The organism is Bacillus cereus group sp. BfR-BA-01316, from assembly GCF_022664195.1.
Taxonomy (GTDB): Bacteria; Bacillota; Bacilli; order Bacillales; family Bacillaceae_G; genus Bacillus_A.
This window is the reverse complement of sequence record NZ_JAKUGX010000002.1, coordinates 147,599-160,838: the sequence shown is the minus strand read 5'-3', so window position 1 is coordinate 160,838 and position 13,240 is coordinate 147,599. Positions and strand designations below refer to the sequence as shown.

Genomic DNA, 13,240 nt, shown 5'->3' with positions numbered 1-13,240 from the left:
TAAGTTATGAGTCTTCTCGGTCGTTTAAACGATGATATGAAACAAGCGATGAAGAATAAACAAAAAGAAAAATTAACCGTTATTCGTATGGTTAAGGCTGCTTTACAAAATGAAGGTATTAAACTGCAACATACTCTTACTGAAGAAGAGGAATTAACAGTTTTAGCTCGTGAAGTAAAACAGTATAAGGACTCCCTCCTTGAATTTAAAAAAGCTGGTCGTGAAGACCTTGTTGATAAACTGCAAAGTGAAATTCAGATTTTAAGTGCATATTTGCCGGAGCAATTAACAGAAGAAGAACTAGCGGATATAATTAAGCAAGTTATTTCTGAAGTTGGTGCTACATCTAAAGCAGATATGGGTAAAGTGATGACTGCTGTTATGCCGAAAGTAAAAGGTAAAACAGACGGATCACTTGTGAATAAGCTGGTTATCCAGCTATTAGCATAAAAAAGCGTCTCATTTCGTATGAGACGTTTTTTTATGCTTTTTTCAGTTTGGACGTGATATTACAAGCTCTTTTTTCATACATATGGGATGAGAGGGGGTCTTTTGAGATGAAAAAATTAGAACAAATGAAGAATTGGTTAACGAAGCAAATAGACCTGCCAGTGGATGTGTTAATGGATCTACCTCGGATCACGCTTGTTGGGCAAGTACATATCTATATAGAAAATCATCGAGGATTATTAGTGTTTTCAGATAAAGAGGTAAGATTGTTATTGAAACATGGTCAATTATTAATTAAAGGTCAATCCTTTGTTATTAAAACAATCCTTCCAGAAGAACTGTTGCTTGAAGGGATTATTGAACAAGTGACGTTTCTAGAAAATGAAAAGAAAGAGGAGTGAGGAGGAACTTCCGTTTGTGAAGTTTTTCTTCGTTACCTTATATTAACAGGTGGTAACGTTCTGGCCTCAATATTCGGTTCGTACAAAGAAGATAGGTGGGAATTGAGTTTCACGTAAAAAACTGGCTCGTGAAGGTTAATAATTAGTGAGGATCAAGGAATCTACTAATTAAAATTTTAGTACGAGCTAGTTTGATAATCGAATTGAAAAGTAGTGTATCTACTTTTAGAAAGGTAGTGGAGATAGTCGATGAAAAATAAATGGTTTATAAAATGGCTTGGGTATGTAAAGGTGCGAATTGAAGGTAGAGGAGCGGAACGCTTTGTTAACGAGTGTGTGCGGAGGAAATTACTCGTTTGGGATGTAAAGAAGATAGCTGATGAAACGTTAGTTTTTTGTATGTTATTACGAGATGTGAAAAAGATAAAACCAATTTATAGAAAAAATGAATGTAAATTATATTTTATTGGACGTTACGGTTTTCCGTTTTGGAATAAGCGTGTAATTAAAAATAGTGGATTTTTAATTGGGTTTTTAATATTTTTTTTCGGAATGATCGCATTGTCAAATATGGTGTGGAAAATTGAAATTACAGGAGCGAAACCTGAAACAGAATATATATTGATGAAAGAATTGGACAAAATGGGTATAAAAAAAGGGAAATTACAGTTCCAAATGCCGAGTGTAGAAGATGTTCAACGTCATTTGACAGACAATATTAATGCGATTACTTGGGCGGGATTAGAAATAAGAGGGACAACATATCATTTTAAGATTGTTGAAAAAAATGAACCGAAAAAAGAAAGTGAACAACAGCCACAAAACTTAGTAGCAAAAAAAGAAGGGATTATTACAAAAACATTTGTGGAAGTTGGGAAGCCCGTTGTCATGAAAAATGACCATGTAGAAAAGGGGCAACTTCTCGTATCGGGGATGTATGGTAATGAGGAGAATCCGACAGTTGTTTCGGCTAAAGGGATTGTATATGGAGAAACGTGGTACAAATCTGAGGTGGATGTTCCGTTAAAGACACAGTTTCAAGTGTATACTGGTAATTCATACAATGAATATTTCCTTAAATTTGGGAGTGCTAAAATAAAAATATGGGGATTTCAACAGGATAAGTATAAGCGCTTTCGTACTGAAAGTGTAAAACATGATGTGAAATTATTTGGATTCACATTACCAGTTGCATACGAGAAAGATATTGTACGAGAAGAGGAAGAAGCGAACCGAGAATATACCGAAAAACAAGCAATGAAAGTAGCGAAAGAGATGGCAGAAAAAGAACTGAAGAAAAAATTGGATGAACATGCTATGATTGTAAGTGATAACATTTTGAGTAAAGAGGTTGAGGCGGATCACCTAAAGGTCACATTACATTATACAGTGATTGAAAATATTGCAGAGCCACAACCAATATCTGAATCCGATATTCAAGGAGACTGAGTAATGGCAGAACAATTAGTAGAAATGAACCAACAATTGGAAAATCCCGACGAAGCAATCGCTCTTTTTGGGATAAATGATGCTCATTTAAAAGTAATTGAACGAGAACTTAGTGTATCGATTGTGACTAGAGGAGAATCTGTTCGTGTATCTGGGGCAGATGAAACGGTGGTGCTCGTAGAAAAAATCTTACAACAGTTACTTGTTGTTATCCGTAAAGGTGTATCAATTTCGGAAAGAGATGTTGCGTATGCGATTCAGCTTGGGCAACAAGGGAAAATTGCTCAATTCGAAGAGTTATATGAAGAGGAAATTTTTAAAACGGCAAAAGGTAAATCCATTCGTGTGAAAACGATGGGGCAAAGACGATATATTCATGCAATGAAAAAGAATGATATTGTATTTGGGATAGGACCTGCTGGGACAGGAAAAACATACTTAGCCGTAGTAATGGCTGTGAGAGCTTTAAAGCAAGGGTATGTAAAGAAAATTATTTTAACAAGACCTGCTGTAGAAGCTGGAGAGAGCTTAGGGTTTTTACCAGGTGATTTGAAAGAAAAAGTAGATCCGTATTTACGTCCACTATATGATGCGTTACATGATATTCTTGGACAAGAATATACACAACGTATGATGGAACGTGGTGTAATTGAAATTGCACCTCTTGCTTATATGAGAGGGCGTACTCTTGATGATTCATTTGTTATACTAGATGAGGCGCAAAATACAACTGGTGTTCAAATAAAAATGTTTTTAACGCGATTAGGTTTTAGTTCTAAAATGGTTATTACGGGGGATCCCTCACAGGTAGACTTACCAAAAGGGGTAAAGTCAGGTCTTTCTATTGCTGCTAATATTTTATCTGGTGTATCAGGTCTTTCGTTCATTACATTGGAACAAACGGACGTTGTGAGACACCCGTTAGTGCAACGTATTATTGAGGCATATGATAAAATGGAATGATCCTATTTGTCAGGATCATTTCTTTTTGTATGATAAGGTTGGCGAATGACATATTTTTTACTATCATTAAAGACGAGGGAAATAAACTATAGGTGATGGTCTATAAAAATATGGTCCGAAAAAGCATCGTTGGCTGGAAGAAATGAAAGCTATAAATAGTTTCACTTTATTTCTGGAGAGGAGAAGGTATTGAAATCATGTCAAGATCTCAAGAAATTTCTAAGTGGTTTCGTAATTTACAACATTCGAAAAAACTAAGTTGGATTTCTTACGTTTTATTAGGAGCGGTACTGTTTTTTGCACTTATGAATAATGTGAAACCAGAGCAATTAGATGTTAAAGAGCTCGATATTGCTAAAAAAACAATTCACTCTCCTATTAAAATTGAAGATAAAGCCGCAACAGCGAAAAAGAAAAAAGAAGCCGCTCAAAAGGTTGAGGATAAATATACATATAAAGGCGAATATAAGCAAAATAAAGTGGATATTGTAAATTCCGTCTTTGATGCGGTAAGTGAAGTAGAGGCAGAGGCTAAATCGACTGGCCCAGACGAGTATAAAAAAATTTCTGATGTGGACAAATTGGACAAGTTAAAGAAGAAATTACCAACAGATTTAGCGAAAAGCTTAACAGACTCGATATTGCTGAAATTTATTAATGCTGATTCAAGTCAATTGTCATTGGCGAAGGATGCGGCTGTAACAGCGGTTAATAAAATTATGAGTGAACACATTAAGATGGATCAAGAAGAAGCCGCAAGAGAACGATTTGTTACTGAAATGAGTAGCGTAAGTATAAGCAGTGATTTAAAAGTTGCGGTGAATACACTAGGGAAGTATGCGATTACAGCGAACTATTTTTATGATTCAGCTGCGACGAAAGATAGTCAAAAAATAGCAGAAGATTCAGTTGCATCAGTTTTTATCCTTCAAGGGCAAGTTCTTGTGAAAGAAGGCGATACGATTTCACGAGAAGCATATGAGCAGTTGAAGTTAGCCGGATTGTTAGAGAAGGGCAATACCTTCCAACCTTATGTTGGTCTGGCTGTACTTATTTGTGTGTTATTGTACTTTATGCATAAGCAGTTTGAAGTGTTTTTACAGCGAAAAAGAGAAGATAGGCCGTATGTTTTAGCGTATATCACAATTTTATCTATCACGATTGTTTTAATGAAAATCATTAGTTTGTTTCAAAAGCTTGAATATGCAGGAATCGCGTATGTTGTTCCAGTTGCGATGGGAACAATCCTTGTAAAATTAATGATTGGTGATCGATTTGTATTTTTAACGAGTATGATCTTTTCTGTGTGCGGAAGTATTATGTTTAATGAAGGTGTAACGAGTACACTGAATTATAGTGTGGGGATTTATGTTTTATTAAGTTCATTATCAGTTAGTATTTTCTTGAGAGAAAAAAATCGTCGTACGATGATTTTACAAGCCGGTATACTCGTTTCTGTATTAAATGTAGTCGTATTAGCGGCGTTGTTATTATTGCGAAATGGGAACTTTTCGCCTCTTGAAATTGGGATACAATTATTAATGGCTGCAGTTTCAGGGATTATCTCTTCTGTTCTAGCTATGGGGATTTTACCGTATTTAGAAAGTGGCCTTGGGATTGTATCAAGTATGAAGTTGATGGAACTCTCAAGTCCGAATCACCCGCTCTTGCGCAAAATTTTATTAGAAGCACCAGGTACATATCACCATAGTGTAATGGTAGCTAATCTTTCAGAAGCTGCATGTGAAGCAGTTGGAGCAAACGGGGTATTAGCTCGTGTAGGGGCGTATTATCATGATGTAGGGAAAACAGTACAACCGCGGTTTTTTATTGAAAACCAGATGGGGATTGAAAACCCGCATGATAGATTAGACCCTGTAACGAGTAAAGATATTATAATTGCTCATGTAACCGATGGGGTGAGAATGTTAGAAGAACACCATATACCTCAAGAAATTATTGATATCGCTGGACAGCATCATGGTACAACGCTACTTAAATATTTTTACTATAAGGCTATTAAAGAAGATAAAGAGAAATATACTGAGGAAATGTTCCGCTATCCAGGATCAAAAGCAACTTCTAAGGAGTCGGCGATCGTTGGTATTGCTGATAGTGTAGAAGCGGCGGTACGTTCAATGAATCATCCAACGCCAGATCAAATCAATAATTTAGTGCAAAGTATCATTAGAGATCGTTTGCAAGATGGTCAATTTAGTGAATGTGATTTGACATTTAAGGAACTACAAATCGTTGGAAAAACGTTATGTGAAACGTTAAATGGTATTTTCCATTCCCGTATTACATATCCGGAGCCGCCGGAAGAAAAGGAGAAAGAATGAGTTTATTAATTGATTTTATTGATGAAACAGAAGAAGTGAAAGACGAGTATATAAGCTTGATTCGAGGGCTGGTAGAGAAAGCAGCCCAAATGGAAAACATAGAAGAAGGAGCAGAATTATCGGTTACGTTTGTAGATAATGAACGTATTCGTGAAATAAACCGTGATTACCGAGATAAGGATCAGCCTACGGACGTTATTTCTTTCGCTATGGAAGAAATGGGAGAAGGCGAAATGGAAATTGTCGGTGCGGAGATGCCGCGTATGTTAGGAGATCTTATTATTTCTATTCCAAGAGCAAAAGAACAAGCTGAAGAATATGGACATTCTTTTGATCGAGAACTTGGGTTTTTAGCACTACATGGCTTTTTGCATTTGCTTGGTTATGATCATATGACAGAAGAAGATGAAAAAGAAATGTTTGGAAGACAAAAAGAAATTTTAGAGGCCTTTGGATTAGGACGATGAAAAAAGGAAAACTTTTAGATAGTTTTGGATATGCTATAGCTGGTATATACTTTTGTCTTCGTCATGAACGAAATATGAAAATTCATTATTTAGCCGCAGTCATTGTTATATGCTGCGGCTTTTATTTCCATATTACAACAATGGAATGGATTGTATTACTTATTGTGATAGGGATTGTAATGAGTTTAGAGATGGTGAATACGGCTATTGAAAAAACGGTAGACTTAGCAACCGCCGATATTCATCCGTTTGCAAAAATTGCAAAGGATGTTGCAGCGGGTGCGGTTTTATTGTTTGCAATTATAGCTGCTGTAATTGGTGCTATTATCTTTTTACCGTATATGGTATAGTTGCATTCCGAAGCTTTTATTAAGCTTTGGGAGCGCCGTGAAGGCCTTTAATGAACGAGTGTATCTATTCACATCTGTGAACGGAAAGGATGCGGGAAATGAATAGCAAACAATTAATTCAAGAAGCAACCGAAGCGCGTAAACGAGCGTACGTACCATATTCTAAATTTCAAGTAGGTGCAGCTTTACTAACTCAGGATGGAAAAATATATCGTGGATGTAATGTTGAAAATGCATCATATGGTTTATGTAACTGTGCAGAAAGAACAGCGTTATTTAAGGCGATTTCTGAAGGAGATAACGAGTTTGTAGCTATTGCAGTCGTAGCGGATACAAAGCGTCCGGTACCTCCTTGTGGAGCATGTCGACAAGTTATGGTAGAATTATGTAAACAGGATACGAAAGTATACCTATCAAACTTACATGGTGATGTTCAAGAGACAACAGTCGGAGAATTGTTACCAGGAGCATTTTTAGCGGAGGATTTACATGAATAGAAAAGGTTATAAATCAGGTTTTGTCTCTATTATTGGCAGACCGAATGTTGGGAAATCTACATTTTTAAATCGTATTATCGGTCAAAAAATTGCCATTATGAGCGATAAGCCACAAACAACTCGTAATAAAATTCAAGGTGTATATACAGAAAATGATTCACAAGTAGTTTTCATTGATACACCAGGAATACATAAACCTAAACATAAACTAGGCGATTTCATGGTGAAGATGGCTCAAACGACATTGAAAGAAGTTGATATTGTTCTGTTTATGGTCAATGCAACTGAAGGATTTGGTCGTGGTGAGGAATTTATTATTGAGAAATTACAAGAAACGAAACAACCGGTATTTTTGGTAATCAATAAAATTGACCAAGTTCATCCAGAACAATTATTAGCGTTAATTGATCAATACCGTAAACTACATGAGTTTGCAGAGATTGTACCAATTTCTGCATTAGACGGTAATAACGTGGAAGCGTTAATTGGAGCAATTAAAAAGTATTTACCAGAAGGACCACAATACTACCCGGATAATCAAGTAACGGATCATCCGGAGCGATTTATTATTGCAGAGCTTATTCGTGAAAAAGTATTACATTTAACACGCGAAGAAGTACCGCATTCTGTAGCGGTTGTTATTGATGCGATTCAAAAACGTGAGGGCGGAGCGGTTTATATAAACGCAACGATTGTTGTTGAACGTGCATCACAAAAAGGAATTATTATAGGTAAGCAAGGGAAGATGTTAAAAGAAGTCGGTAAGCGAGCTCGCTTTGACATTGAAGCACTTCTTGGTTCTAAAGTATTTTTAGAAGTATGGGTGAAAGTGCAAAAAGATTGGCGTAATAAGATGTCACAGCTTCGTGACCTTGGTTTCCGTGAAGACGAGTATTAATATGAAGTAAAGTTATGATCAGTGGATGTTGTGTTCATCCACTGATTATTGGTTTTTATGAACCTTGATAAATTAGGAAAAATTTTTCTCACATGAAAATGAACAAAATGGGTCAATTTAATAACAACAAAAGAAATTGGTTTATAGGCTACGCTTATTGAGAAAGGTGGATTCTTATGCTAGATTTTACCTGGAAGTTTTTCTCCAAAACAGGAAGCATTGAAACGTATTTGCTTTTGAAAGAAATGGAAAAAGACGTAAACGATGAGATGGATCAACATGAAGAGGAGTTAGCGCATCTAGACTCTCCAATTTCTTGACCCGTTTTGTTCAAACCTTGGATGGTGACGAACATGTTTCAAAAAGTTGAGGGCATTGTTATCCGTACGACAGATTACGGAGAAACGAATAAGATTGTTACAATATACTCACGGGAATTTGGTAAGGTAAGTGCAATGGCAAGAGGGGCGAAAAAACCGAAGAGTCGGTTAGCAGCTATTTCGCAACTTATGACACATGGTCATTTTCTTATTCAAATGGGATCTGGACTTGGAACTTTGCAACAAGGCGAGATTATTTCATCTATGAAAGAAATTCGAGAGGATATATTTTTAACTGCTTATGCATCATTTGTTATTGAGTTAACTGATAAAGCAACAGAAGATAAGAAGCATAATCCGTATTTATTTGAAATGTTATATCAAACGTTGCATTATATGTGTGAGGGTGTTGACCCAGAAGTATTATCATTAATTTATCAAACGAAAATGCTTCCGGTATTAGGGATGCGCCCGTACTTTGATACATGTGCTATTTGTCATCAAGAAACAGATTTTGTCGCCTTCTCTGTCCGGGAAGGCGGTTTTCTGTGCTCGCGTCATGCGGAGCAAGATCCGTATCGTATTCCGGTGGGAGAGGCTGTTCATAAATTATTACGTCTCTTTTTTCACTTTGATCTACACCGGCTCGGTAATGTATCGGTGAAGGATAGTACAAAAAAACAAATGCGCACAGTATTGAATACATATTATGATGAATATTGTGGGATTTATTTGAAATCAAGGCGTTTCTTGGAACAACTTGATAAGTTTCAAATATAAAAAGGGCCGTATACGGTCCTTTTTACATACTTTCTTTTTCGAATAGCATATTTAGTATATAATATTTAAGAGATAGTATAACTTTTTTCGTTGTGCATTAAAGGTGGTGATTATCATAGAGCTGAATAAACGGCAAGAACATATCATTCAGATTGTAAAAGATCACGGTCCTATTACGGGGGAGTCAATTGCTGCGCAATTGGGTTTAACACGTGCAACGCTAAGACCAGACTTAGCAATTTTAACGATGGCTGGTTATTTAGAAGCGCGTCCACGCGTAGGTTATTTTTATACGGGTAAAACTGGGGGACAGCTATTATCTGAAGCTGTTAAGAAAATTAAAGTGCAAGATTATCAATCTAGACCGGCTGTAATTGATAAAAATGTATCAGTATACGATGCAATCTGTACGATGTTTCTAGAGGACGTTGGTACATTATTTGTTGTAGATCAATCTACTTTATTAGTTGGCGTTGTATCTCGTAAAGATTTATTACGAGCTAGCTTAGGAAAGCAGGATTTAACCTCTCTTCCGGTTAATATTATCATGACAAGGATGCCAAACATTGCGATGTGTCGCAGGGAGGATTCTTTATATGATATTGCGATGGAATTAATAGAAAGACAGATTGATGCGTTGCCAGTTGTGAAGGATACGAAACAAGGTTTAGAAGTGATTGGGCGAATTACAAAAACAAATATTACACGTGCGTTTGTAAATTTAGTAAATAACGAATAAGTGTAATTTGTTTAAAGTGAGGTAATGTAATGGATAATAAAATCGTATATGTCGTATCTGACTCTGTAGGAGAAACGGCTGATTTGGTTGTTAGAGCGGCAATGGGACAGTTCCCATTCGCTCCTGATATTAGACGTGTACCGTATGTAGAAGATACAGGGACATTAAAAGAAGTAATCTCGATTGCCAAGAGCAATCAAGCGCTTATTTGTTTTACGTTAGTAAAGCCTGATATGCGTCAATATTTATTGACAGAAGCGGCAAAAGAAGGAGTAGAGGCATACGATATTATCGGACCTCTTATCGATCAAATTGAAGGAATTACAGGGCAAGTACCAAGGTATGAGCCAGGTGTCGTTCGAAAATTAGATGAAGAGTACTTTAAAAAAATTGAAGCGATTGAATTTGCAGTTAAGTATGATGATGGTAGAGATGCACGTGGTATTTTAAAAGCTGATATCGTGTTGATTGGAATTTCACGTACATCAAAAACACCACTTTCACAATATTTAGCGCATAACAAACGTTTGAAAGTTGCCAATGTACCACTTGTACCGGAAGTGGATCCGCCTGAGGAATTATATCAAGTGGCAAAAGAGAAATGTTTCGGTTTGAAAATTATACCGGATAAGTTAAATCATATTCGAAAAGAACGATTGAAATCACTTGGATTAAGTGATGGAGCAACATATGCAAATATTAATCGTATTCAAGAAGAAATTGATCATTTTGAAGAAGTAATTAGTAAAATAAATTGTCAAGTGATTGATGTATCAAATAAGGCGATTGAAGAAACAGCAAATATTATTGTGAATGCAGTGCAAAGCCAAAAAATGTTTTAGCACATTTACCAAAGGTGAATGTGCTTTTTTCGCTCGTGAGAAGGCGGTAGAGGAAGATGCGAAGTAGAGCATGAACTTTCGGCTTAGTAATAGAATATAGCGGAATGGTTATACTTATATTCTTCTGTTTTTTAATTATGCTAAAGGAACGATTTCGTTATCTTTAAATGTAAGATGAAAATTAAAGGGATATGTAGCGTAGTTGAAGAAAATATATTATAATAAAAAATTGTGATAAAAACCTATATTTTACGTTTAGACTTTAATTTTTCAGAATAAACTAGGGATAGGATTTTCGAAAAAGACATGTATTTACGTTAAATCGACAAAATCTAGACAAGAAAACGCACATTATGGAAGGATTCACAGAAGGGATGTAGAATACAGAAATATGCAAAACATCAGTAAAATATTAGTTGATGCAGATGCGTATCCCGTGAAGAATGCAATTGTGCAAGTTGGAACAAAATTTTATGTCGAAATTTTGTTTGTCGCATCCTATGCTCATCGTTCAAGAAAACAGCAAGGTAATTGGGTCTATGTAGATTCTGAGCAAGATGAAGTTGACTGTTATATTTATTAACATGCAAAAGCTACAGATCTCATGATCATACAGGTTATAGTGCTTGCTAGTCTTCTTGTGAAAAAGGAGTATATGTATTGTCTCCAAGAGATACATTTGTAACAGATGAGCAAATGGATACAATTTTATATAGTAGTATGTATCTGCGAATTTACGCAGACTAGGGACTTATACGAAAGGTCCAAAATCGTTTACACAATGTGATTGACAGTACTTTCTAACAAATTTAGAAAAATATTGTCGAATTATAAAGGAATCTTTTAATTTATATCGAATACAAAATACGACACGGAGATGGATTTATGGGGAACAGAATTCCCGAAGAAGTTGTTGAACAGATTCGGACATCATCTGATATTGTAGAAGTGATTGGTGAGTATGTTCAACTTAGAAAGCAGGGACGTAACTATTTCGGCCTTTGTCCATTTCATGGTGAGAATTCTCCTTCATTCTCTGTTTCATCTGATAAGCAAATTTTTCATTGCTTCGGATGTGGAGAAGGTGGAAATGTATTTTCTTTTCTTATGAAAATGGAAGGACTTGCTTTCACCGAGGCTGTTCAAAAGCTTGGCGAAAGAAATGGAATTGCAGTTGCAGAATATACATCAGGGCAAGGACAACAACAACAAGAAGACATATCTGATGACACTGTCATCATGCAACAGGCTCATGAACTTTTGAAAAAGTATTATCATCATTTATTAGTAAATACAGAAGAAGGAAATGAAGCACTTTCATATTTATTAAAACGTGGTATTACAAAAGAGATGATTGAGAAATTTGAAGTTGGTTATGCATCACCAGCTTGGGATGCAGCAACGAAAATTTTACAAAAAAGAGGTTTGTCGCTATCTAGTATGGAACAAGCTGGCCTTCTTGTAAGAAGTGAGAAGGATGGCAGTCATTATGACCGCTTCCGCGGAAGAGTTATGTTTCCGATTTATACTTTACAAGGTAAGGTGATAGCGTTTAGTGGAAGGGCGTTAGGAGATGACACTCCAAAATATTTAAATAGCCCTGAAACACCGATTTTTTACAAAAGTAAGCTGTTGTATAATTTCCACCAAGCAAGGCCGTTTATTAGAAAACGTGGGCAGGTTGTCCTTTTTGAGGGTTATGCCGATGTACTAGCCGCGGTGAAAAGTGGTGTGGAAGAAGCTGTTGCGACAATGGGAACAGCCTTAACTGAAGAACAAGCGAAACTTCTGCGACGTAACGTTGAAACTGTTGTTCTTTGCTATGATGGTGATAAAGCAGGGCGAGAAGCGACGATGAAAGCAGGGCAATTACTATTGCAAGTTGGTTGCCAAGTGAAAGTTACATCCTTGCCAGATAAGCTTGACCCTGATGAATATGTGCAACAATATGGGACAACCGCTTTTGAAAATCTTGTGAAATCAAGTATAAGTTTTGTTGGTTTCAAAATAAATTATTTGCGTTTAGGGAAAAATTTGCAAGATGAGTCTGGCAAAGAAGAATATGTAAAAAGTGTTTTAAAAGAGTTATCATTGCTACAGGATGCGATGCAGGCGGAATCATATTTAAAATCATTATCGCAAGAATTTTCGTATTCAATGGAAACACTTTTGAATCAATTGCACCAATATCGCAAAGAACAAAAGGTACAGCAAAAACAAATAAAGCAGGTTTCTAAGCCATCTCAAATTGTTCAAACGAAGCCGAAGCTAACAGGTTTTGAAAGGGCAGAAAGAGAAATTATTTACCATATGTTGCAAAGTGCAGAAGTGACAGTACGTATGGAACCTCATATAGAAGATTTTTATACAGAAGAACATAAAGGGATTTTATATGAACTATACGCATATTATGAAAAGGGAAATGAACCTTCAGTCGGAACATTTTTAAGTTGGCTCTCTGATGAAAAGTTGAAAAATATTATCACTGATATTTCGACGGATGAATTTATTAATCCAGAGTACACAGAAGAAGCGTTACAAGGTCATTTGGAGGCGTTAAGACGCCATAAAGAGAAACTTGAAAAGATGGAAATTATCTTTAAAGTAAAACAAATGGAAAAAACAGATCCTGTAGAGGCTGCTAAATATTATGTGGCATATTTACAAAGTCAAAAAGCAAGAAAATAGCTTTTTCGATAAAATTTTAGTATAATGAATGTTTGTATCTCGCGTAAGGAGGGG

The 13,240-nt window shown here is 36.0% G+C and carries 15 protein-coding genes; all 15 read left to right on the top strand.

The window, feature by feature from the left end:
- Positions 1–6: 6 nt before the first annotated feature.
- The 15 genes from MR071_RS02530 to dnaG all read left to right on the top strand — a co-directional run bounded on the left by MR071_RS02530 (position 7) and on the right by dnaG (position 13,186).
- On the top strand, positions 7–450 hold the full coding sequence (locus MR071_RS02530; RefSeq protein ID WP_000054578.1) for a GatB/YqeY domain-containing protein: 444 nt from the start codon (positions 7–9) through the stop codon (positions 448–450).
- 107 nt (positions 451–557) lie between these two features.
- The gene (gene yqfC / locus MR071_RS02525) at positions 558–851 is read left to right on the top strand and encodes a sporulation protein YqfC (RefSeq protein ID WP_002088680.1); all 294 of its coding nucleotides are present in this window, start codon (positions 558–560) and stop codon (positions 849–851) included.
- A 249-nt stretch (positions 852–1,100) separates the two neighbouring features.
- Positions 1,101–2,300, top strand: coding sequence for a sporulation protein YqfD (yqfD, locus tag MR071_RS02520; protein ID WP_242234769.1), 1,200 nt, complete (start codon positions 1,101–1,103; stop codon positions 2,298–2,300).
- Between the two features lie 3 nt (positions 2,301–2,303).
- Positions 2,304–3,263 carry a PhoH family protein gene (locus MR071_RS02515; protein ID WP_105584467.1) on the top strand — a complete coding sequence of 320 codons (960 nt, stop codon included), beginning with the start codon at positions 2,304–2,306 and terminating at the stop codon, positions 3,261–3,263.
- 197 nt (positions 3,264–3,460) lie between these two features.
- Positions 3,461–5,605 carry an HD family phosphohydrolase gene (locus tag MR071_RS02510; protein ID WP_105584468.1) on the top strand — a complete coding sequence of 715 codons (2,145 nt, stop codon included), beginning with the start codon at positions 3,461–3,463 and terminating at the stop codon, positions 5,603–5,605.
- Positions 5,602–6,072 carry an rRNA maturation RNase YbeY gene (gene ybeY / locus MR071_RS02505; RefSeq protein ID WP_002088675.1) on the top strand — a complete coding sequence of 157 codons (471 nt, stop codon included), beginning with the start codon at positions 5,602–5,604 and terminating at the stop codon, positions 6,070–6,072. The genes MR071_RS02510 and ybeY overlap by 4 nt, the downstream gene beginning before the upstream one ends.
- Positions 6,069–6,422 carry a diacylglycerol kinase family protein gene (locus MR071_RS02500; protein ID WP_105584469.1) on the top strand — a complete coding sequence of 118 codons (354 nt, stop codon included), beginning with the start codon at positions 6,069–6,071 and terminating at the stop codon, positions 6,420–6,422. The genes ybeY and MR071_RS02500 overlap by 4 nt, the downstream gene beginning before the upstream one ends.
- A gap of 98 nt (positions 6,423–6,520) precedes the next feature.
- On the top strand, positions 6,521–6,919 hold the full coding sequence (locus MR071_RS02495) for a cytidine deaminase (RefSeq protein WP_002111886.1): 399 nt from the start codon (positions 6,521–6,523) through the stop codon (positions 6,917–6,919).
- Entirely contained in the window at positions 6,912–7,817 is a 906-nt protein-coding gene (gene era, locus MR071_RS02490) for a GTPase Era (protein WP_002111885.1), read from the top strand. Before MR071_RS02495 ends, era begins: the two co-directional genes overlap by 8 nt.
- 176 nt (positions 7,818–7,993) lie before the next feature.
- On the top strand, positions 7,994–8,137 hold the full coding sequence (locus tag MR071_RS02485) for a YqzL family protein (protein ID WP_000883924.1): 144 nt from the start codon (positions 7,994–7,996) through the stop codon (positions 8,135–8,137).
- A 33-nt stretch (positions 8,138–8,170) separates the two neighbouring features.
- The gene (gene recO, locus MR071_RS02480; protein WP_105584470.1) at positions 8,171–8,917 is read left to right on the top strand and encodes a DNA repair protein RecO; all 747 of its coding nucleotides are present in this window, start codon (positions 8,171–8,173) and stop codon (positions 8,915–8,917) included.
- A gap of 106 nt (positions 8,918–9,023) precedes the next feature.
- Entirely contained in the window at positions 9,024–9,656 is a 633-nt protein-coding gene (locus tag MR071_RS02475; protein ID WP_105584761.1) for a transcriptional regulator CcpN, read from the top strand.
- 29 nt (positions 9,657–9,685) lie between these two features.
- On the top strand, positions 9,686–10,498 hold the full coding sequence (locus MR071_RS02470; protein WP_105584471.1) for a pyruvate, water dikinase regulatory protein: 813 nt from the start codon (positions 9,686–9,688) through the stop codon (positions 10,496–10,498).
- A 391-nt stretch (positions 10,499–10,889) separates the two neighbouring features.
- A complete protein-coding gene (locus MR071_RS02465) occupies positions 10,890–11,081 on the top strand; it encodes a PIN domain-containing protein (RefSeq protein ID WP_242234767.1) in 192 nt (63 codons plus the stop codon).
- A 302-nt stretch (positions 11,082–11,383) separates the two neighbouring features.
- Positions 11,384–13,186, top strand: coding sequence for a DNA primase (gene dnaG / locus MR071_RS02460; protein WP_105584472.1), 1,803 nt, complete (start codon positions 11,384–11,386; stop codon positions 13,184–13,186).
- Positions 13,187–13,240: the final 54 nt, after the last annotated feature.